Source organism: Candidatus Palauibacter irciniicola (assembly GCF_965208695.1).
GTDB classification, from domain to species: Bacteria; Gemmatimonadota; Gemmatimonadetes; order Palauibacterales; family Palauibacteraceae; genus Palauibacter; species Palauibacter irciniicola.
Genome location: NZ_OZ242352.1, coordinates 1,906,233 through 1,926,530 on the forward strand (window position 1 = coordinate 1,906,233; position 20,298 = coordinate 1,926,530).

23 protein-coding genes and 1 pseudogene are annotated in these 20,298 nt (G+C 71.8%); 4 read left to right on the forward strand and 20 right to left on the reverse strand.

Annotated elements, in window-relative coordinates; genetic code table 11:
- Positions 1 to 72: 72 nt before the first annotated feature.
- Entirely contained in the window at positions 73 to 654 is a 582-nt protein-coding gene (locus tag ACOGI9_RS08215) for an HD domain-containing protein (protein WP_419856666.1), read from the reverse strand.
- A gap of 61 nt (positions 655 to 715) precedes the next feature.
- On the opposite strand from ACOGI9_RS08215, the gene ACOGI9_RS08220 reads away from it, so the two are divergent.
- The 3 genes and pseudogenes from ACOGI9_RS08220 to ACOGI9_RS08230 all read left to right on the forward strand — a co-directional run bounded on the left by ACOGI9_RS08220 (position 716) and on the right by ACOGI9_RS08230 (position 3,472).
- Positions 716 to 2,482, forward strand: a complete 1,767-nt coding sequence (locus ACOGI9_RS08220) for an NFACT RNA binding domain-containing protein (protein WP_419856667.1) — start codon at positions 716 to 718, stop codon at positions 2,480 to 2,482.
- A pseudogene (locus tag ACOGI9_RS08225) lies at positions 2,479 to 3,153 on the forward strand (ADP-ribosylglycohydrolase family protein); the annotation flags it as partial. The gene ACOGI9_RS08220 and the pseudogene ACOGI9_RS08225, both read left to right, overlap by 4 nt.
- Before the next feature lie 79 nt (positions 3,154 to 3,232).
- On the forward strand, positions 3,233 to 3,472 hold the full coding sequence (locus ACOGI9_RS08230; RefSeq protein ID WP_419856668.1) for an ADP-ribosylglycohydrolase family protein: 240 nt from the start codon (positions 3,233 to 3,235) through the stop codon (positions 3,470 to 3,472).
- Here ACOGI9_RS08230 and ACOGI9_RS08235 read toward each other — a convergent pair.
- The 19 genes from ACOGI9_RS08235 to trpC all read right to left on the reverse strand — a co-directional run bounded on the left by ACOGI9_RS08235 (position 3,439) and on the right by trpC (position 19,475).
- Positions 3,439 to 3,666, reverse strand: coding sequence for a type II toxin-antitoxin system HicB family antitoxin (locus tag ACOGI9_RS08235; protein ID WP_419856669.1), 228 nt, complete (start codon positions 3,664 to 3,666; stop codon positions 3,439 to 3,441). The two genes, ACOGI9_RS08230 and ACOGI9_RS08235, sit on opposite strands and share 34 nt — an antisense overlap.
- Positions 3,663 to 3,866, reverse strand: coding sequence for a type II toxin-antitoxin system HicA family toxin (locus tag ACOGI9_RS08240; RefSeq protein ID WP_419856670.1), 204 nt, complete (start codon positions 3,864 to 3,866; stop codon positions 3,663 to 3,665). Before ACOGI9_RS08240 ends, ACOGI9_RS08235 begins: the two co-directional genes overlap by 4 nt.
- Before the next feature lie 122 nt (positions 3,867 to 3,988).
- Positions 3,989 to 4,135 carry a hypothetical protein gene (locus tag ACOGI9_RS08245; protein WP_419856671.1) on the reverse strand — a complete coding sequence of 49 codons (147 nt, stop codon included), beginning with the start codon at positions 4,133 to 4,135 and terminating at the stop codon, positions 3,989 to 3,991.
- Positions 4,135 to 4,581: an ion transporter gene (locus ACOGI9_RS08250; RefSeq protein WP_419856672.1), complete on the reverse strand. Its 447-nt coding sequence runs from the start codon at positions 4,579 to 4,581 to the stop codon at positions 4,135 to 4,137. The genes ACOGI9_RS08245 and ACOGI9_RS08250 overlap by 1 nt, the downstream gene beginning before the upstream one ends.
- A gap of 50 nt (positions 4,582 to 4,631) precedes the next feature.
- A complete protein-coding gene (locus ACOGI9_RS08255) occupies positions 4,632 to 6,932 on the reverse strand; it encodes an acyl-CoA dehydrogenase (protein ID WP_419856673.1) in 2,301 nt (766 codons plus the stop codon).
- Between the two features lie 6 nt (positions 6,933 to 6,938).
- Complete coding sequence (locus ACOGI9_RS08260; protein ID WP_419856674.1) at positions 6,939 to 7,391, reverse strand: CDGSH iron-sulfur domain-containing protein; 453 nt, start codon at positions 7,389 to 7,391, stop codon at positions 6,939 to 6,941.
- Positions 7,392 to 7,419: 28 nt separating this feature from the next.
- Positions 7,420 to 9,822 (reverse strand): choice-of-anchor B family protein, encoded by a 2,403-nt coding sequence (locus ACOGI9_RS08265; protein WP_419856675.1) that lies wholly within the window; start codon positions 9,820 to 9,822, stop codon positions 7,420 to 7,422.
- Positions 9,819 to 10,604: a tryptophan synthase subunit alpha gene (gene trpA / locus ACOGI9_RS08270; protein ID WP_419859260.1), complete on the reverse strand. Its 786-nt coding sequence runs from the start codon at positions 10,602 to 10,604 to the stop codon at positions 9,819 to 9,821. Before trpA ends, ACOGI9_RS08265 begins: the two co-directional genes overlap by 4 nt.
- 2 nt (positions 10,605 to 10,606) lie before the next feature.
- Positions 10,607 to 12,667 (reverse strand): S9 family peptidase, encoded by a 2,061-nt coding sequence (locus ACOGI9_RS08275; RefSeq protein ID WP_419856676.1) that lies wholly within the window; start codon positions 12,665 to 12,667, stop codon positions 10,607 to 10,609.
- Between the two features lie 94 nt (positions 12,668 to 12,761).
- Positions 12,762 to 13,031 carry a type II toxin-antitoxin system RelE family toxin gene (locus ACOGI9_RS08280; protein ID WP_419856677.1) on the reverse strand — a complete coding sequence of 90 codons (270 nt, stop codon included), beginning with the start codon at positions 13,029 to 13,031 and terminating at the stop codon, positions 12,762 to 12,764.
- Positions 12,997 to 13,218 (reverse strand): YlcI/YnfO family protein, encoded by a 222-nt coding sequence (locus ACOGI9_RS08285; protein ID WP_419856678.1) that lies wholly within the window; start codon positions 13,216 to 13,218, stop codon positions 12,997 to 12,999. Before ACOGI9_RS08285 ends, ACOGI9_RS08280 begins: the two co-directional genes overlap by 35 nt.
- Positions 13,219 to 13,319: 101 nt before the next feature.
- Positions 13,320 to 14,216, reverse strand: a complete 897-nt coding sequence (gene rocF / locus ACOGI9_RS08290; protein ID WP_419856679.1) for an arginase — start codon at positions 14,214 to 14,216, stop codon at positions 13,320 to 13,322.
- Between the two features lie 8 nt (positions 14,217 to 14,224).
- Positions 14,225 to 15,493 carry an ABC transporter substrate-binding protein gene (locus tag ACOGI9_RS08295; RefSeq protein ID WP_419856680.1) on the reverse strand — a complete coding sequence of 423 codons (1,269 nt, stop codon included), beginning with the start codon at positions 15,491 to 15,493 and terminating at the stop codon, positions 14,225 to 14,227.
- Positions 15,490 to 16,182, reverse strand: coding sequence for a VOC family protein (locus ACOGI9_RS08300; protein ID WP_419856681.1), 693 nt, complete (start codon positions 16,180 to 16,182; stop codon positions 15,490 to 15,492). The genes ACOGI9_RS08295 and ACOGI9_RS08300 overlap by 4 nt, the downstream gene beginning before the upstream one ends.
- 11 nt (positions 16,183 to 16,193) lie before the next feature.
- On the reverse strand, positions 16,194 to 16,382 hold the full coding sequence (locus ACOGI9_RS08305) for a hypothetical protein (RefSeq protein WP_310779645.1): 189 nt from the start codon (positions 16,380 to 16,382) through the stop codon (positions 16,194 to 16,196).
- A gap of 138 nt (positions 16,383 to 16,520) precedes the next feature.
- Positions 16,521 to 16,739, reverse strand: a complete 219-nt coding sequence (locus tag ACOGI9_RS08310) for a hypothetical protein (protein WP_310779646.1) — start codon at positions 16,737 to 16,739, stop codon at positions 16,521 to 16,523.
- A 2-nt stretch (positions 16,740 to 16,741) separates the two neighbouring features.
- Entirely contained in the window at positions 16,742 to 17,986 is a 1,245-nt protein-coding gene (gene trpB, locus ACOGI9_RS08315) for a tryptophan synthase subunit beta (protein WP_419856682.1), read from the reverse strand.
- Positions 17,987 to 17,997: 11 nt separating this feature from the next.
- The gene (locus ACOGI9_RS08320) at positions 17,998 to 18,627 is read right to left on the reverse strand and encodes a phosphoribosylanthranilate isomerase (RefSeq protein ID WP_419856683.1); all 630 of its coding nucleotides are present in this window, start codon (positions 18,625 to 18,627) and stop codon (positions 17,998 to 18,000) included.
- Positions 18,624 to 19,475 carry an indole-3-glycerol phosphate synthase TrpC gene (gene trpC / locus ACOGI9_RS08325; protein WP_419856684.1) on the reverse strand — a complete coding sequence of 284 codons (852 nt, stop codon included), beginning with the start codon at positions 19,473 to 19,475 and terminating at the stop codon, positions 18,624 to 18,626. The genes ACOGI9_RS08320 and trpC overlap by 4 nt, the downstream gene beginning before the upstream one ends.
- Positions 19,476 to 19,647: 172 nt before the next feature.
- On the opposite strand from trpC, the gene lexA reads away from it, so the two are divergent.
- The gene (gene lexA, locus ACOGI9_RS08330; RefSeq protein WP_310779650.1) at positions 19,648 to 20,256 is read left to right on the forward strand and encodes a transcriptional repressor LexA; all 609 of its coding nucleotides are present in this window, start codon (positions 19,648 to 19,650) and stop codon (positions 20,254 to 20,256) included.
- Positions 20,257 to 20,298: the final 42 nt, after the last annotated feature.

Sequence of the window (20,298 nt, forward strand, 5' to 3'; positions counted from 1 at the left end):
CTCACACCATCCCGCGTCCTGCCCAGCCACGGCAATCTAATCAACCGTTTCGCGATTTGCGAAAACGGGCCGTCAGCGCGGGGCGGTGATCGCCTCCCAGAACCCGGCGGTGACGGCGGAAACGGGGATCTGGGCGTCGATGAGAACGCCGATCTTCGCGGTCGCGACATCGACCAGGACGGCGTGCCAGTCGTCCGGCATGCGGCGGCGCAGACCGGCGCGCTCCCGGCCCGAGGCGATGCGGCCCGGCTCCAGGAAGTCGGCCATGTAGAGGGCCTGCCCGAGGGCGCCGAGATCCCGGTGTCCGGTGGTGTGAAAGGCGATGGCCCGGAGGAGCGGCTCGTCATCGACGCCGGCCGCGCGCAGCCGGTTCGCGCACGCCGGACCGTGGAGGAGCGCGTCGGGCCATTCCTCCGCTCCGTTGACGAGGGGACGCAGGGCTTCGAGGCCTGCTTCCTTGAGCGCGTCGTGAAGAAGGCCCGCGGCGCGCCAGCGGATCTGCGTCGCCGCGTCGCGTCCGAGGGCTTCCGCCCAGTCGCCCATCAACGTGCCGACCCGCCCGGCGTGGCGGATGCGCGCGGGGCTCATGACGGCCCAGTCGGGGACGCGTTCGTCGGCGCCGGCGGCGTGGATGATCGGGTGCAGGTTGTCCACGTGAGCTTCGTCTCGATCGCGGAGTTTGTCGGGATCGCGCGGGGCCCCGAATATACCTGCAATGGCCATCCGATACGACTCTCTCCTCGCCCGGGCCCTCGCCCGCGAGATCCTCGACCGCTGGCGGGGCGTCCGTATCGCCGGCCTTCGCATGGCGTCGGGGCGGCGCGCCGTGGAACTCGCCTTCGAGGACGGGTCGCGGCTCGTCGCGATGCTGCACCCGCTGCATGGGTACATCCTCGAGCTCGGCGCCGATGCGCCGGCCTCGGGCGTAGAGGGGAAGGCGCTGCGGGTCGGACGCCTGTCGCTCGTGGACGCGCGGGCGCCGGCGGACGAGCGCGCCCTGCTCCTGACGTTCGGTGACCGGGCGGGGCGACCGTGGGAGATGCTCGCGATCGAACTTCAGGACCGGCGCTGGAACGCCGTCCACTGCCGCCGAGCGGAGTCCGGCGCCGACTCCCGCCCGGCGTGGCGCATCGAAGCGGCGCTCCTGGCGCGGGACGCGGGCGACCGCTCGCTGCGTCGCGGGGGGCCGTACGCGCCGCCTTCGTCCGCGCGGCGCGCCGTGGCCGCGCCGCCATCGGAGGCGGAATGGGCCGCCGTGCTGGCGGGAGACGAGGCCGAGCGCCGGCGGGCCGTGCTGCGGACGTGGGCGTGGACGAGCGCGCTCAACGTCGACTGGATCCTGGCCGGGTCCGACCCGGCGGAAACGTACGCGCGATACCGGGCGCTCCACGCGCTCGCGGCGGCGCCTTCGGGCGGCCCGGCCGCAGCCGATGCGCCGGGCGCGCCGCCCCGGCCGGCCTTCGTGCTCGACCGCCCGTCGGGCCCCCAGCCCTATCCGCACCCCGCCGGGGCCGGCAGCGGGTCCGCCGCCGGACTGCTGACCGCGGCCGCGCACCTGCTCGCCCCCGGCGGCGGCCCCGCCCCCGCCCTCCAGGCCCTCCCGGCCGCGGCCGACGACGACGACGGGGACGAAGCCGGGCAGATCCGAAAGCGCCTCCGAGCCCGCCGGAAACGGCACCTGCGCCGGGCCGCCGCGCTCGAGCGGCAACTGGCCGCGGCCGGTCCGCCGGACGAGCCGCGCCTCCTCGGCCAGATCCTCCTCGCCCGCAAGGACGAGGTGCCGAAGGGCGCTTCCGCCGTGACGCTGCCGGACTTCGGCGGCGCTCCGCGCGAGATCGCGCTCGACCCCGCCCGCGATGCGGTCGCCAACGCGGAGACCTTCTTCGACGAGGCCCGGCGGCGGGAGCGCGCGCGGGAGCGGCTGCCCGACGCGGTGGCGGCGGCCCGGGAGCGCGCGGCCGAGTACGACGCCCACCTCGAGCGGCTCGCGGAGTCGGGTCCGTCGGACGCCCTGTGGACGGCCGCCGGCGGACGACCGGTCCGCGCCGGCTCGGGCGGGAGACGGGCGGACGGCCCGGAACTCCGGGCGCCCTACACGCGGCTCCGGTCCTCGGGCGGGCTGGAGATCCGGGTGGGACGCGGCGCCCGCGACAACGACGACCTCACCTTCCGCCACTCCGCGCCGGACGACATCTGGCTGCACGCCTCCCAGGCCTCGGGCGCGCACGTGATTCTGCGCTGGGGGCGAAAGGACGAGAATCCGCCGCGGCGGGACCTGCTCGAAGCCGCGATCGTGGCGGCGGTCCACAGCGGGGCGCGCCACAATCGCACGGCCCCGGTCGTCTGGACCCGCCGCAAGTACGTGCGCAAGCCGCGGAAGTCTCCTCCGGGCACGGTGACCCCGGACCGCGTGCAAACGATCTTCGTCGAACCCGATTCGGACCTCGTGAAGGCCATGCTTCGGCGTACGGAGGAAGCATGAACGGGCCGGCCGACGTTCCCGCGGGAACGTCCCGCGGCGAGGACGCGAAGCTCGACCGCGCGCGCGGCTGCCTCATCGGCCAGATCGCCGGCGATTCGCTCGGCAGCCTCGTCGAGTTCCAGTCGCCCGAGGACATCCTCCTCCTCTACCCGGACGGCGTCCGCGACCTCGAGGACGGGGGCACGTTCGACACGCTGGCGGGACAGCCGACGGACGACTCCGAGATGGCGCTGGCGCTGGCCCGCACGCTGGTCGCGCGCGGCACGTACGACCCGGAGGCGGCGAACCGCGCCTACCGGGAGTGGCTCGACTCGGACCCGTTCGACTGCGGCCTCACGATCCGCGACGGCCTGCTCGGAAGTCCGCGCCACGAGAGCCAGGCCAACGGGGCGCTGATGCGCATCAGCCCGCTGGGCATCCACGGCTCCCGCCATCGACTCGACGCCGTCGCGCGCGGGGCGCGGGAAGACGCCCGCCTCACGCACCCGCATCGCGTCTGTCTCGACGCGAACGCGCTGTTCGCGATGGCGATCGCGTACGCCATCGACCGCGGCCCGACGCCGCGCGAGCTGTACGAGCGGATAGCGGCGTGGGCGAACGAAGAGGAGGTCTGCGCGGCGGTGCGGGACTGTATCGCGGCGGCCGCCGCCGGGCCGCCGGACGACTACATGACGCACATGGGCTGGGTCCTGATCGCGCTCCGCAACGCGCTGTGGCAGCTGCGGCACGCGCCCATCGCTCGAGGAGGGCGTGATCGACAGCGTGATGAGGGGCGGCGACACCGACACGAACGCCGCGATCTGCGGGGCGCTCCTGGGCGCGGTCCACGGGCTGGAGGCGGTGCCCGCGCGCTGGACCCGTGCGGTCCTCCACTGCCGCCCCGAAGCGGGCCGCCCCGGCGTCAAACGCCCCCGCCCCGGGACCTACTGGCCCACCGACGCCCTCAACCTCGCCACTCAGCTCCTGGGCGCGGGATCCCCCACGCGCTGACGTTCGGTGGCGGTCTGCGGGCTGGGAATCGGCACCCCATCCTCTCGCAGACCGTCGAGATGGAAGGCGATCGCCTCTTGAATCCTCTGGGCAACTTCCCGTTTCGTGTCCCCGGTCGCGACGCAGCCAGGCAGGTCCGGAACGTATGCCGAATAGTTACTTCCGGCCCTCTCGATGACCACCGCGTATTTCATCGTTGGCCTCCGCCCGTGAGCCCGGCCTGCTTCAGGATACTCTTCCACGTCCCGACGGCCAGATCATCGTTCACGTTTCCGGGAACGGTTACTCGTCCGACCTTCTCGGGGTGCTTGTACTGTCGGTGGCTTCCCCGAATCCTGACCAATCTCCACCCATCCTGCTCAATCAACCGTATCGCCTCCCTGACTTTCGGCATACCCCCTCGACCGACAAGTGGATCCTGTCTCTTCCGACAAGATCCGCTCGTCCATCAACAGGACGGCCGACGCTCTTGCGGGAGTATCTCGGAGGTATGCCACGCGACGCGCCCGCATCGGGTCAGCGGGCCTCGAGGAGCGCCCGGATCGCGGCCACTTCCTCGCGGATCGCGTTCAACTGGCGATCCTTCGCGTCCTCCCGGGGCCGGATCACCCAGGACACCAGCGTGGCAGTCAGCGTCCCGACGAGTGCCGCGCCGACCGTCATCAGGGCGAGACCGATGGCGCGCCCACCACCGTCAGGATCGCGACGGACACGGCGACGAGCGCCGTCGTCTGTGCCCGCCGTCCCATCCAGAATGAGCCGACGACCCGCGCGGCGCGCGCCGCACGGAGGAACCTCAGAATCCGCAGTACGCGGCCGATTCGGAACGCGCGGAGTTCCGTGATCGCGGGCAGGCTGGAGAGAAGGTCGATCCAGCCCCAGGTGATCATGTATCGCTTGCGGTCCTCGGCCCGCGCGAGGGAGAGGAGGAAGTCCGCGAAGAAGACGATGCAGAAGGCCGTATCCGCGTAGAAGAGGATGCGCAGGATCTCGGGATCCAGTGACAGCGCGAGTTCCACGATGAGAGCCACGAGCACGAGCACGCAGCAGACCAGCATGAAGATCTGGTACGGTGACGCGGTCGGAGGTGGTCGATCTGCTTCTGTCATGCTTCCTCCCGAGAGTGTGTGTCCGAAGTTGCGGTGCGAACCGCCGCGCCTTAGAGGCCGATCGAGCCTTCGAGGGTGGATCGGGGGACGTCGAAGGCGTCGACGAGGGGGATGGCCTGCGGGCGGATCTCGGCGCAGAGGGCGGTCACGGTGCGGCGGATGGCCTTGCTCTTGGGCGGGTCCAGGTAGCCCCGCTCCAGGAACCACGCGGCCTCGCGTTCGATCGCGGCGAGCGCGTGGAGGCAGCGCATGCGCTCGAGCCACTCCGCGACGCCGGAACTCGGCGTCCGCCGCTCGGCCGCGATCATCGAGCGCAGGATCTCGCACTCGACGTGGGCCCGGGCGGCCGTGAGCGCGTGGTGCTGGCAGTCCGTGAGGGCGTCGAACGCGGTCATCCCGCGCGCGATCCGGTGCCGGACCCGCCGGGCGAGTGAAAGCACGAGGTCCGAGCGGCGGGCGTCGAGGATCGCGTCGTGGAAGCCGGGATCGCGCAGGTGGGCTTCGCTCGTCTTTCGTGCGATGACCCAGTTGCGCTCGGCGATGGCGCGGCGGGCGCGGGCCGCGGCGAAGCGCGCGATCCCGAGCGCGCCGAGATCCCCGAACTGCTGGCGGAAGCCCGTGAGGAGATCCTTCGCCACGAGTTGCATGAGGACGGTGTTGTCGCCCTCGAAGGTCGTGAAGACGTCGCTGTCCGCCTTGAGCGCCGCGAAGCGGTTGTGCGCGAGGTAGCCGCGGCCCCCGCACGACTCCCGGCACGCCTGGATGGTGTCCGTCGCGTGCCACGTGGCGCAGGCCTTGAGTCCGGCCGCGGCCGCCTCGAGGCGTCGCCGCCGCGCCACGTGCCCGGCCTCCGATTCGCCGGAGCCCTCCGCCTCCGCGGTCACCGCGGCCAGGTACTCGGCCTGCAGGTCGTGGAGCGCGAAGTTGAGCGCGTACGTCGTGGCGAGGCGCGGGAGCAGCCGCCGCTGGTGGGCGGGATAGTCGAGCAGGACGCGCTCGGCCTCGCCGGGCGCACCGAACTGCCGGCGCCGCGCGCCGTACCGGACCGCGATCGTGAGGGCGACCTTCGTCGCGCTGAGCGCCGCGCTCGCCACGGCCACGCGGCCGCTCACGAGGGTGCCGAGCATGGTGAAGAAGCGCCGGGTGGGGCTCGCGATCGGACTCCGGTAGGCCCCCTCGTCGTCGATGGAGGCGAAGCGGTCGAGAAGGTTCCCGCGCGGCACGCGCACGCGATCGAAGTGCAGCCGTCCGTTGTCCACGCCGTTCAGGCCGAGCTTCTCGCCGCAGTCCTCGATCGTCACCCCGGGCAGCGGCGCCCCGTCTTCGCCGCGGATGGGGACGAGGATCGCGTGCACGCCGCGCCCTTCCCCTTCGACCTCGAGTTGCGCGAACACCGTGGCGAGCCGGCCGTCCCGCGCGGCGTTCCCGATGTAGTCCTTGCGTGCCCCCGGCACCGGGGTGTGGACGACGATCTCCCGCGTCCCGTGGTCGTAGACCGCCGTCGTCTGAATGTCCTGGACGTTGGACCCGTGCAGCGTCTCGCTCATCGCGAAACACCCCGGGAGCGCCAGCGTGCCCGCGTCCCTCAGGTATTTCTCGTGGTGCCGCCGCGACCCGAGCTGGTGGATGCTGCCGCCGAAGAGCCCGAACTGGACGCCGAACTTCGTGAGCAGGCTGAGGTCGAAGAAGGCGAGCGTCTCGAAGGTGGCGATGAAGGCCGCGGGATCGTCGCCGCCTCCGAACTCCGCCGGGTAGCTGAGGGCCCCGAGTCCCTCGTCGGCGAGCACCCGGCACCACTCCGAGACCCGCGCCCGGTAGTCGGCCGTCGAGAGGCCGGCCACCGTCTCGAACCGGCCGTCCGAGAGGAGCGCACGCACGCGTTGCCGGATCTCCGGAGCGGGGCCGCCGAGGAAGCGCGCCATCGCGCCGGCGTCGAACCGGGGCTGGACGTCGGGAAGCGGCGCGATCGGCCGCGCCGGGTCGAAGAGCGTGGCCACCGCGTCCGGACCGCCCAGGCCCAGCGCCTCCTCGATGCGGAGGATGGCCGCGCGCTCCTCCCGCGTGGGGTACGCGCCGTCGGCCTCGGCGATCGCGATGCCGAGTTCGGTGAGGGATCGCCTTCGCTCGGGCGAGACCTCCGCCGCCCGCCGCCGCACCTCATCGAGAAGGTGGAGGAGCCGCTCCGCCGGCGGTGGCGCGTCGGGATCGAGCCACTCCGCGAGGGCTTCCTCGGGAAGCCCCGTCCCGCGCAGGTGCCCGCGCAGCATGGCGAGTTCTTCGGCCGCGAGCTCCCCATCGGCCCACGCGACATAGAGGAGAGGATGGAAGGCGAGCGACCCCGGCTCGGCCATGGGCGGCTAGAGGCCCTCCGCCTCGAACCCGATCTCCTTGTGGGACCCGTCGCAGAACGGCTTGTTGCCCGACGCGCCGCAGCGGCACAGCCAGGGCTGCAGGAAGCGGGCGGACCCCTCGTGCCCTTCCCCGCTGATCTCCACGACGCCGTCGACGTGCAGCGGACCGTTCGCGTGCGCCGTGACGACCGCTTCCCCGGCCTCGTCGCCGGACGGCGCGGATGGCGCCTCCGACTCGGACGTCGCGCGGCTCGTGTCGATCGGCCCGGAGGCCCGGAACTCGACGTCGCGGTGCGCCCCGTCGCAGAACGGCTTGTTCGCCGACTTCCCGCACCGGCACAGCGCGGCCTTCGGCTTCGCGATCCCGTCTTCCGCTCCCGCCGTGCGCACGCGCAGCGGACTCCGAACGAGCAGCGGGCCGTCGCCGCCGCAGTGAACGATGCATCCGTTTGCCGTCATCCGATCTCCATCTCAGTTGGGTCCGCCGTCAGGGGACGAGTTCGGTTCGCCTCGGTTTGAGGAGGAAGACGCCCTCGAGCATGCTCGTCACGAGCACGGTCCCGCTGTCGAAGTACGGGAACGCGGTCCACGCCCCGTTGAAGCCGGGGGGATCGGCTCCGTACGGCGTGGTGTCGAAGTGCCCGACCTCCCGCAGGTTCTCGGGGTCGCTGATGTCGATGACGCGGAAGCCGGCCTGGTAGTTGGCCTGGTACATCCGGTCGCCCTTCACGTAGAGGTTGTGGTCCGTCGCGTTGTTGGGTCCGTAGTAGTCCGCGATCACGACGGGGTCATCGAGATCGGTCACGTCCCACACGATCGTCTTCGTCCGGTCCGTCGTGCCGACGAGTTCGTCGAGTTCGTCGTCCAGGAAGAAGTAGCGCCGGTCGTCGCTCAGCCACCCCTGGTGAATGTACGCGACGCCGGGGTACGCGGCGGCCGAGATCGGGCGCGGGTCCGACTTGTCCGTGACGTCGACGATCCGGAGCGCGGTCTCGTTCGACGCGAAGCACAGTTCCCGGCCCCGGTAGTCCGTGTCGGGCCCGTCGTACACGAGGCACTGCGCATCGTGCGTCCGCCCCTGGAAGATGAGCCCCTCGGTATCGGTGTAGCAGCCGGCGAACTCGGGCGCGAGCGGCTGGCGGATATCGATCATCACGAGGCCGCCGCCGCAGGTGTGCCCGTCCCCGCTCGTGGAGACGGTGAAGGCGGTGCCCGCGCCGGTGTCGATGATGAGGTTGTGGGCGCTCCCGATTCCGTCCCAGCGGAGGTCGGGCGCGAACTCCACGGGGGGACTCGCCACGTCGCGCAGGCGGGTGAGGTCGAAGACGACGAGGCCGTGGGCGCCGGCCCCGTCCCCGGTGAAGAAGAGGTGGTCGGCGTAGACCTTGAGGTCGCGGGCGCCGCTGCGGTTCGCGGGGATGACGCCGAGATACACGGGGTTGACGGCGTCGGTGACGTCGACGATCGCGGCCCCGCCGGAACGGCCCACGAGGCCGTACTCGCGGCCCGTCTCGGGGTCCGTCCAGCCCCACGCGTCGCTCACGCGCTCCCCGGGTTCGGCGCCGATCGAGGCGAGCGGCAGGTACGCCTGGAGGTCCACGTCCGCGCAGTCGAACCCCGCGGCGCGGTCGTCCTCGCAGCGCACCTCCGCCGACGTCACGGCGACGGGCGGCGTCCCGGCGCGCAGCCAGACCGGCCCGGACCACGAACCGTCCTCCGCCGCCTCGTAGACGGCCGCGAGCCCGGCGCTTCCCTCGGATGCCGGGCTGCCGACCACGGCGAGGCCGGGGCGAAGGGCGAGGGCGGACCCGAAACCCGCCACGAGGCCGGCCTCCCCGGGCGCGAACGCGTGCGCGGCGCGCCAGCCTCCGTCCGCATCCACGCGGGTGAAGGCGTCGACCCTCCCCCGGCCGTCCTCCGCCCCCGGCGCCCCGACGATCAGTTCGTCTCCGGCGGCCGCGAGCGCGGTCCCGAAGCGCTGGCCCGACCCCGGAGCGCTCGGGAGCAGGATCGCCGTCTCGGACCAGCCGCCCCCCGGTCCGCGGGCGAAGAGCACGACCCGGCCGACCGACCCATCCGCGGAGGGCGCGCCCACGGCGAGTTCGTCGTCTCCGGTGAAGAGGACGCTGGAGCCCAGCCCGGCGCCGCCGCCCAGCGCGGGCGTCGCGAGCGCCGCCTGGCGGCTCCACCCGCCGTCGGCCCCGCGCGCGAACAGGTATACCGTGCCCGAGCTTCCCTGCCCCGGCGCCCCGACCGCCGCCAGCCCGCCGCGGACCGCCATCGCCGCCCCGTACCGGGCGTTCGCCCGCAGGTCTCCGGCCTCCAGCGCGCCGGCGGCGCTCCACGTGCCGTCCGCCCCGCGCGCGTAGATCCGCACCTCGGTGCCGGCGCCCTGCCCGCCCGGCGCCGACACGAGCGCCACATCCCCGTCCGCCGCGACGACGCGTGCCGGCGGCTGCAGGATCGCCATCACCCGGCCCATGCTCATCTCTTCGGGGGACGCCGCGGCTTCGGCCCGGAGCGGCAGGGCGCCCGACTCCGCCCAGGCTCCGTCCGCCCCGCGCGCGAACCCGTACGCGCCGATCATCACCTGCGGGTCCCCGCTCGCCGCGAGGAATCCGCCCTCCACCGGCGCCATCGTGCGGCCGAACGACTCCCCGAGCAGCGAACCCGCCGACCACACCTCCTGGACCTGCGACCAGCCGGAGCCGCCCCTCTCGAACACGAGCACCGAGGCGGCCCCCCGGCCGAACGCCGGCTTGAGGACGAGGATCTCGTCCGGCGCCGGCGCCAACACCGCCGCCCCGAACCCGTCCTGCCCCGCCACCGGTCCGGCGCCGGCGCACGCGAACAGCGCAACCCATACGAGGTGCCGCGAGCGAGTCATCATTCTGCCTTCCTGCAAGAGTCGTTTTCGTGTACGGCGGCGGCGAGGGCGGCGGACAGTTCCTCGAAGGCGGCCTCGCCGCGGCCGAGGGCGGCGATGAGCGCGGAACCGACGACGACGCCGTCCGCCATGCCCGCGACCGCGGCGGCCTGCCCCGGAGTCGAGATCCCGAACCCCACCGCCACCGGCAGCCGCACCATCTTCCGGAGCCCTCTCACCTGGTCCTCGAGCGAGGCGTCCAGCGCCTTCCGCGCGCCCGTCACGCCGAGGCGGGAAATGTAGTACAGGAACCCCGAGGCGTGGCCGAGGATGGTCTCGAGGCGGGCCCGCGGCGTGGTGGGGGCCGCGAGCGGGATGAGGTCGAGCGAACCGGCGGCCAGCCGCCGCTCCAGCGCCGGGTGCGAGCCCACGGGCAGGTCGGTGACGAGGAGGCCCGCCGCCCCCGCGGCCTCGGCCCGCGCCAGGAAGCGCTCCACGCCCATGCGGAGAATCGGATTCAGGTAGGAGAAGACGACGACCGGCGGCAGGTCGGCCGAGATCCCGGCCAGCTGGTCGAGCGTGGACTCGACCGTGACGCCCTGCTCCAGCGCTTGCCAGCTCGCCGCCTGGATCGTGGGTCCGTCCGCGAGCGGGTCGCTGAACGGGATCCCCAGTTCGATGATGTCCGCGCCGTCCGCCGCCAGCCGCTCCAGCAGACGCGGCGTGTCCGCCGGCCGCGGGAAGCCGCTGGACAGAAAGGGGATGAACGCCGCCCCGTCCCGACCTTCGAACGCGCCCGCGATCACGCTCAAGAGCCGGCGGCCTCCGCGTCCTCCTCCGTCGTCACGGCGGGCCGGTGCGTCCCCCACTGCTCGAACCACTTCCTCAGGTAGAGCTGCGTGCGCAGGAAATTCGACGGCCGCGAACTCGTCCCGTGCCACTCCCCCTGGAAGCGCACCATGACCGTCGGCACGCCCTCGTAGTGAAGCGCCTGGTAGAATTCCTCGGTCTGACCCATGGGCGTCCGCAGGTCCATCTCCCCCGTCATCAGCATCGTCGGCGTCGTCACGTTCCCGACGTAGAAGATCGACGACCGGTCCATCCACTCCTCCGGGTCCTCCCAGAAGGGCTGCTCGAAGGTGCGCAGATAGCCGATGGCGTCCGACGTCCCCATCGCGGACATCCAGTTCACGATCGGGCAGTTCGCCGAAGCGGCCCGGAAGCGGTCCGTGTTCCCGACGATATACGAGGTGAGGATGCCGCCGCCCGAGCACCCGTACACGAACAGGTTGTCCTCGTCCACGTAGCCGCGCCGCAGCATCTCGTCGACCCCGCCCATGAGGTCCGGGAAGTCCGCGCCGGGATAGTCGTGGTTGATCGCGTTCGCGAACTCCGTGCCGTAGCCCGTGCTTCCCCGCGGGTTCGTGTAGAGGACGACATAGTCGTTCGAGGCGTGTTCCTGGAAGGCGAAGTTGAACCCGCCGTTGTACATGGCGTGCGGCCCGCCGTGGATGGCGAGCATGAGCGGATACTCGCGGTTCGGATCGAAGTCGGGCGGTTTCACGATCCAGCCCTGGATGCGGAAGCCGTCCGTCGACTCGTACCAGACCTCCTCCACCTCGCCGAGGGTCACGCCGTGGAGCACGTCCGCGTTGACCTCCGTGAGGCGGGTGGTCCGGCCCGGGTCCGAGAGGGAGAAGCGGTAGAGGTCGCCGGGCTCGTGGTCCGTGGAGATCGTGCCGACCGCGGTGCCGTCGTCCGAGAAGGAGGAGAGGGAGAAGAGGTGCGCCCCCTCGGTGAGCTGGGTGACGCCGCCGTCGACGGAGACGAAGTGGAGCTGCCGGTACCCTTCCCGGTTCACGTTGAAGTAGAGGCCGCTCCCGTCGGGCGCCCACTGGAAGCCGCCGGACTGCCGGTCATAGTCCCCGGAGATGAGCCGCGAGCCGGACCCGTCCCGGTTCATGACGTGGATCCGGTTGTTCCGGTAGGTGTCGCGGTGCTCGTCTCCCACCGTGTAGGCGATGAGGCGGCCGTCCGGCGAGGGCACGGCGCCCCCGTCCGGGCCGCGCCGGTCCGTAAGCTGGCGGATGGCCCCGGAGGCCACGGAGACGGCGTAGATCTCCGACTCCTGCCAGTGCTCGGGCCGGTCCCAGTCGGGAGCGCGATAGGAGGAGAAGTAGATCTCGCTCCCGTCCGGGCTCCAGGCGATCCCGCCGTGGTTCCAGTCCCCGGTCGTGAGCTGGCGGGCGGAGCCCCCGTCGGCCGGGACGACGAACACGTGCGTCCAGCCGGTGTCGACGTACCCCTGGCGGTCGCGCTTGTAGCCCGCGCGCTCGACGATCTTCGGCCCCTCGGTCCACGTCGCCCCGTCCGGCCGGGAGGGGAGATCGACGCCGGCGAAGTCCGCGCGGTCGTTCACCCGGCTCGTGAAGGCGATCCACTCTCCGTCGGGCGACCAGAGGGGGGAGGAGGGGCCGTTCTCGAGGCGCGTGACCTGGGTCGTGGCGCCCTCTTCATCCATCCAGCGCACGAAGATCTGGCTTCCGGAGGGCTCGCCCGCCGCCGTGTACAGGATGCGCGTGCCGTCCGGGGACCAGCGCGCCCCGCCGCCCTCGACGAGCGCCCGCTTCCGGCTGCCGTCCGCGTTCATCATGTAGAGGGACGACTCGCGGCGGTCGTTGACCTTGTCCACCCAGCCGCGGGTGTAGACGACCCTGGACCCGTCCGGCGAGATCCGGGGGTTGGAGACCGACTCCATGTCCATGTAGTGGTCGAGGGACAGCCGGCGGGTCTGGGCCGCCGCGTCCGCGGCGAGCGCTCCGGCGGCGACGGCCGTCAGCAGGACGGCGCTTCCGAACTTCGTGTTCATCCTTCGCTCCTTCGGCTTCATGACCGGCCCGGGTCGGGCCTGTCAGTATCAAAAATCTCCGCAAGTATCGGAAATCCCCGAAGGAGCGGCCAGCTTAGAGCGGACGATAGACGGTGCCGCGATGTGCGACGCGTACGAGGACGACGAGCGCCGCCTCCTGCACCTCGTACACCACGCGGTAGCCGCCGACGCGGATGCGCCGAAGCCCGCGCAGACCTCCCTTCAGGGAACTGCCGACGTGTGGATGCTCCGCCAGCCCGTCGATGGCGTCCACGATGCGCACGCGGTCGTGCTTCGGAATTCGGCCAAGCGCCTTGACCGCGCTCCGCTTAATCCGAACGGAGTAGGCCACCCCTGACCTCATCCCAGTCGAGTACGGGATCGCCGGGATCGCGCAGCCGCTCCACGGCCACCGTCAGGTCGTCGAAATCCTCCAGGTATCGCTCCAGGGCCTGGCGAACGACCTCGGCCCGGCTTCGCCTCAGCGTTGACGCCGCGGCATCGAGGGCTTCGACCATCTCGTGCGGGACGCGCGCGGTGATCTGATCCATGACTCGAGACTCTCCGGGATCGCTTGTACATTGAGTCAATGTCGTTGACTGTCAATGCGATTATCTTAATGTCGCCGCCGCGTCCCCGTCAACGGACGAAGCTAGAGGATGGCGGCGCCGAGGGCGGAGGCGACGAGGCCGACTCCGAGTTCGGCCGTCTGGTTGCGGTGGTCGAGGATCGGGTTGAGTTCGACGAGTTCGAGGCTCAGCAGCTTTCCCGAGTGCGCGGCCTTCTCGCACACGAGGTGGCCTTCGCGGTAGGTGAGGCCGCCGCGCACGGGCGTCCCCACGCCGGGCGCGATCCGCGGGTCGAGCGCGTCGACGTCGAACGAGAGGTGGAACCCGCACGTGCCGGCGCCGGCGCGCTCCACGGCCTCGTCCATGCAGGCCCCCACGCCGCGCTCGTCGATCTCCGACATCGTGAACACGCGGACGCCCAGCTCCCGGATGAGCCGCTTCTCGCCCCCATCCAGCGACCGCGCGCCCAGGACGCTCACGTTGTCGGGCACGACGCTCGCCGCGCCGCGGGTCAGTTGCGATTCCCCGTGCCCCAGCAGCACGGCGAGCGACATTCCGTGGATGTTCCCGGTGGGCGTGGTGTCCGGGCGGTTCATGTCGGCGTGGGCGTCCACCCAGATGACCCCGATGGACGCCCCCCGGGACCGGTGGTGGTCGGCGACCGCCGCCACCGATCCGATCGAGAGCGAATGGTCTCCGCCGAGCACGAGCGGCGTGCAGCCCCGGGCCAGTCCTTCGCGCACGAGCTTCCGCGTCTCCTCCGCGACGTGGACGATCTCGTCCAGGAAGCGCAACTCGTGCTCGCCCGCGTCCGTGGTCTCCAGCCCGCCGGCCGTCACGGTGCCCAGTTCGACGATGCTGTGGCCGATGGCTTCGATCTCCCGGCTGATCCCGGCGATGCGCAGGGCGGAGGGACCCATGTCCACGCCCCGGCGTCCGGCGCCGAGGTCGATGGAGACGGAGATCAGCGCGATGTCCACCGGGTCGGTCAGCGCATGTAGCAGGGGGTGGCGTTGGCGGCGGCCCACGGGTGAACGATCCGGAGGGCGAGTCCGCCGGCGCCATCGTCCTGCCACTGGACCTGCAACCCCTTGAGCGCTCGCTGAGCCCCGGCCTCCGCGTCGCCGATGGGGGAGACCTCGTACGGACCCGCGATGGTCCCGGTCCGGGCCGAGAACAGGTAGTCGCGGAGCGCGCCGCGGTTGGTTCCGCCCGCCCCGGCAGCCGTCTGGTCGAGCCCTTCGGCCAGGAGTTCCACGGCCGCGAAGCCGCCCGCGGCGTGGTAGCCCGGCGTCGTTCCGTGCGCCGCCTCGTAGCGGCCGACGAAGGTGGCGTTGTCCGCGATGAAGCCGGCCGTCTCGATGGCCGGGTGCCACGGCGAGTTGCCGGCGACGCACCGCGCGGCCTGCCCCACGTCTTCGGCGAAGTGCTGCTGGCCGGGCCCGATGATCAGGCTCATGAGGACCGGCCGGTATCCCACGGCGGGCGCGGCGGTGGCGAAGCCGGCGGCGTCGGCCGTGTAGCCCCCGCCGATGAAGAGGTCCGCGCCGGCGTCCCGGGCCGCGGCGGCGATCGCTTCGTGGTCGGCGGCTCCGACTTCATAGGACCGGTCCAGCACGATCTCCAGCCCGTGACGGCGGACCGCCTCGCGCACGCCCTCGACCACCGAGGCCGGAAACGAGCTGTTCTCGTACACGATCGCGGCGGTCCGGGCCCCACCGAACACGGCCACCTCCACGGAACCCTGCAGGTAGGCGGGTCCCGGCGTCAGCAACTGGACGCTCCACTGTCGCTGCCGTTCGGACCAGATCGAGGGCGCCGCCGCCATCGCCGCGACCATCGGCACGCCGGCGGCCTCGTTGACGGCGAGGACGGTTTCCGTGATCGGGCTGCTGTAGGGTCCCAGCAGGGCGTCGACCGTGCCGGAGGCGATGAATTCCGCGTACAGGCGCGCGCTCGCCTGGGCATCGCTCCCGTCGTCGCGGATCTCCAGTTGCACCGGCCGGCCGCGAATCCCCCCCTTCTCGTTGAGGATCTCGACCGCGAGACGGTACCCGCGCACGACTTCGATCCCCTCCACGCCGTGCCGCCCGCTCTCGGAGATGGCCGCCGCCAGCGTGATCGGCGTGCCGTCCGAGCCCGGCTCCGGCCCGGTGGAGTCCGCCGGGTCGTCCACGCACCCGGCCGCGACCAGGGCCAGTGTCAGGAAGCCTGCCGCAAGGCCGGTCGCCCGACCGGCTCGATTCTCGATTTTCATCGCAACTCCGTTTCGTCACCGTCCAGGGTACGGATCCTCGCCACGAGCGCGGGCTCCGGCCCCTCGTCCACTTCGAGCGCCAGGTCCAGCGACTCGAGGGTGGATCGTACCGCGGCGGGGTCCGGGTGTTCGGCCCGGAACGAGATCAGCCGCCCGCCCGGCGGCGTCGCGCGGGCCGGGTGCGGCGTCGTTCCCCAGTCGATGAAGAAAGGTACGAGGCCGTCGTGGAGGACGGACGTGAAGGCCGTGATCTCCCAGCTCAGTTCGCTGCCGTCCGGCCGGAGCCGGGAGCCGGGCCGCACCGGGCCCAGCGGCACGCCCCGGCCCGAGGCCCGCGCGACGAGCGCCGCGAGGTCCGTCCCGCGGGCCGCCCACGTGACGAGCCGGGGCTCGGCGAGTCCCTCGATCCCGAACGGGAGCGGTTCGTCCCGGGGCGGCGCTTCCGGGTCCGGACCGAGGATCTCCAGGTAGATGTCGCCCCCGAGCGAAAGGAGGTGGTTCGCGGTGCCGAGGTTCCCGTGGCGGCCGCCGAACGGGGCTTCGACGCCGAGCCGGTCGGCCACCCACGCCACCCCTTCCTCGAGGTCGGCGGCGCCCAGCAGCAGATGGTCGAGATTCGGCGGAACGGCGGGGGCGCCCGGGGCACCCGGTCCGCCCGGTCCGCCCGGCGGCGGTGTCGGCGGGAGCATGGCCACTTCCGTCAGCCTCCCTCGTCTTCGAGTTCGACGCCGAGCCCGTCGGCGATCCGGTTCACGAACGCATAGTAGGCGGTGACCGCGCAGATATCGTGGATCGCGCGATCATCGAAGCCGTGCGCCTTCAATCCGTCCACCGCGGATCCGTGCTCGCCGCCCGGGTCGAGCGTCAGCCGCGCGGCATAGTCGAGCATCGCCCGGTCGGCCTCATTCAGTTCGGCCGTCGCATGGTCCGTCGCGAGGGCGGCGATGAGGCGTTCGTTCTCCTCGTTGGAACCGCCGGCCCCGGCCGCGTCGAGCAGACGACGGAGACCCTCTCCGTGATGGACAATTCAGTAGCGGCAGGCGTTGAGGCCCGACACGACGACCGCGATCATCTCCCTCTGGATCCGGGTCAGCGGCCCCGGTCCGTACATGAGTTCGCGGTAGAGATCGTAGTGGAGCCGGATGACGCGGCTGTGGACGCCGTGAATGCGGATGATGTTGTCATCGTCCGCGACGCGGTCCTCCTCGGGGATCCCCGCCGGATCCGGGTAGTCGATGAAGGCCACGGTCAGCGCCCTTCGGAGCCGGGGTCGGTGCCGGGGTCGGTGCCGGGTCCGCCGCCGGCCGCCTGGATGCGGGCGACTTCCTCCACGTCCTTGTCGCCCCGGCCGCTGAGACAGATGACGACGCGACACCCCGCCCAGCGCGCGGCTTCCCGCCGCAGGCCCGCCAGCGCGTGGGCGCTCTCGAGCGCGGGGATCAGCCCTTCGAGCCGACACAGATCCCGGAACGCCGCGAGGGCCTCCTCATCCGTCACCGATTCGTAGCGGACCTGTCCCGTCTCCTTGAGCCACGAGTGCTCCGGGCCGACGCCGGGATAGTCGAGGCCGGCGGACACGGAATGGGCGGGAACCACCTGGCCGTCCTCGTCCTGGAGCAGGTAGCTGTAGTTGCCGTGAAGGACTCCGGGTTCGCCCGCCGTGAGCGAGGCGGAATGCCGGCCGGTCTCGACGCCGTGCCCCGCCGCCTCCACGCCGACGAGGGCGACGCGCGCCTCCGCCGGGACCTCGCGGTTGCGCTCGATGAAGGGGGTGAAGATGCCGATCGCGTTGGAGCCGCCGCCGACGCAGGCGAAGACGGCCTCCGGCTCCACGCCGTGGTCGGCGAGTTGCCGCACCGTCTCGTCGCCGATGACGCGCTGAAAGTCGCGCACGAGCGCGGGATAGGGCGCGGGGCCGACGACGGAGCCGATGATGTAGTGCGTCGTGTCCACGTTCGTGACCCAGTCGCGGATCGCCTCGTTCGTCGCGTCCTTGAGCGTCCGGCTCCCGCTGGAGACGGGGATGACCTCGGCACCGAGCATTTCCATGCGCTCGACGTTGAGCGCCTGCCGGCGCATGTCCTCCTCGCCCATGTAGACGGCGCACTCGAAGTCGAGCGCGGCGCAGGCGGTGGCCGTCGCCACGCCGTGCTGGCCCGCGCCGGTCTCGGCGATGATCCGGGCCTTGTTCATGCGCTTCGCGAGCAGCGCCTGGCCGACCGTGTTGTTGATCTTGTGGGCGCCCGTGTGGTTGAGGTCCTCGCGCTTCAGCCACAGGTCGAGCCCGAGATCCGCCCCGAGGCGCGGCGCGCGGTAGAGCGGCGTGGGTCGCCCGACGTAGTGCGCGAGGCTGGCCTCGAGGGCCTCCCGGAAGGCCGGATCGTCGCGGGCCTCCGCCCAGGCCGCCGTGAGTTCGTCGAGCGCCGGGATCAGCGTCTCGGGCACGAACTGCCCGCCGAAGTCGCCGAACCAGCCGGGGGCCGGGCTGCTCATTTCGCGGCGGCTCATTTGGCGGCCGCCAGGAATTCGAGGATCAGGTCGATCGACTTCTCACCCCGGGCCCGCTCGACGCCCGAGGAAACGTCGACGATGTCGGGACGCACGTCGCGGATCGCCCGCGCCACGTTGTCCGCGTTCAGCCCACCCGCGAGGGCGAGCCCGCACCCGTCGCGCTCCAGCCCCGCCAGCCACTCGTGCGGGAAGGCGGTCCCGGTGCCTCCGGGTCCGCGCGGCGAGAAGCCCTCCAGGAGGATCGCGTCCGCGGCCTCCCGGTACTCGTCCCACCCTTTGACCAGCGCGTCGCTCGACGTGGGCCGGAGGCCCTTCCAGACATCCAGCCCCTCGTCCCGCAGGCGGTCGCAGAGTTCGGGAGGCTCGGAGCCGGCGAGCTGGGCGACGTGGAACTCCGCGATGTCCCGTTTGACGAGGATCTCCGCCGGCCCCGCGTCGACGAACACGCCCACGGCGCGCGTGCCGCCCTCGAGCGCCGCCACGACCCCGGCGGCTTCCCCGGCCGTGATCTCCCTCACCCGGCCCGCGAACACGACGCCCACGTAGTCCGCGCCGGCGCGGGACGTCACCGTGGCGTGTCCCGGCTCCCGGAGACCGCAGATCTTCACTCTGACCCGGCTCACGGCGCGCCGTCGCTGTCGCCCGCCGCGTCGGCGCCCGCCGGCTGCATCCGGTCGCTCCGGGGCCGCTGCGGGTGGCCGACGAGCGCCTCGACGCCCGCCGCCGGGTCGCCCGCCATCAGCCAGCCGCCGACCAGCACCGCGTCCGCTCCCGCCGAGCCCGCCGCCGCCGCGTCCTCCGCGGACCGGATCCCGCTCTCCGCCACGGCCACGACATCGGCGGGAAGCTCCTCGATCAGGCGCAGCGAGCGCTCGAGATCCACCTCGAAGGTCGCGAGGTCCCGCGCGTTCACGCCGACGATCCGGGCCCCGGCTTCCAGCGCCCGCGCCACCTCCTCCTCGTCGTGCGCCTCCACGAGCGCCCCGAGGCCGAGGTCGTCCGCGATTTCGAGCAGTTCGCGCAACCGGGCATCGCCGAGCGCGCGCACGATGAGCAGGACCGCGTCCGCGCCCGCCGCCCGCGCCTCGTACAACTGGACGGGATCCAGCGTGAAGTCCTTGCGGAGGACGGGGACCCCGACGGCGGCCTTCGCGGACCTCAGGTCGTCCAGCGAGCCGCCGAAGTAGCGCTCGTCCGTGAGGATCGAGATCGCGGCCGCACCGCCGGAGGCGTACACGCTCGCCACGCCCGCCGCCTGGGCGTACGGGTTGATGTCGCCGGCGGACGGAGAACGGCGCTTGAACTCCGCGACGACCGAGACTTCCCCGGGCCGGCGCAGAGATGCCTCGAAACCCCGCGGGGGCGGGGCTTCATCCGCCTGCGCGCGAACCGCGCTCCGGAACAACTGGAGCCGCGCGACCTCCTCCCGCTTCGCTGCGAGGATCTCTTCGAGAATCGTGTCGTGTGCCATGGGCGCCAAGCTGCGACCGCCGCTATCCCGCCGCAAAACCTCGGCGACGGCGGCGGTTCGCGTGGAAGGTTGCGCTTCGGTGCATGTTCGGGTATGTTCGGTAATCCTTCGGCCCGTCGCAAGCGACTGCGGCGGGCGCAGTGCGGAAGCTGCGAGCGGGAGCGGGAAAACGATGGCGCTTACGAAGCGACAGCGCGAGATGCTGGACTTCCTCGAGGGCTTCATACGGTTCCGCGGGTATTCCCCGAGCTTCGAGGAGATCGCGGAGGAGTTCGGCTACCGCTCGCTCGCGACGGTGCACGAACATCTCCAGAACCTGCAGGCGAAGGGGTATATACGAAAAAACTACAATGAAAGCCGGTCGGTCGAACTGGTGGAAGGAAAACTCCAGGTCGCCGCGGTCGAACTGCCGCTGTACGGCAACGTGGCGGCGGGTCAACCGATAGAAGTCATCCAGGAGCAGGAGACGGTCTCCGTTCCCGAAGACATGATCGCGGGGTCCCTGAGCGAACACTATGTGCTCCGGGTGCGCGGCGATTCGATGATCGACGAACAGATCCGCGACGGCGACTACGTCATCGTCCAGTCACGCGAGACCGCGCACAACGGCGAAATGGTGATCGCGCTCGTCGATGGCGAGAACGCCACCATGAAGAAGATCTACCTGGAGCAGGGACGGATTCGGCTTCAGCCCGCGAACCCGGCGCTCACGCCGATCTACCTGCACCCATCGCAGGTCACGATCCAGGGCGTCGTGATCGGAGTGATCCGGCGCTACTGACGTCCGGAGGAGAAACCAACCGCAGTTGACGGAGGACCGCTC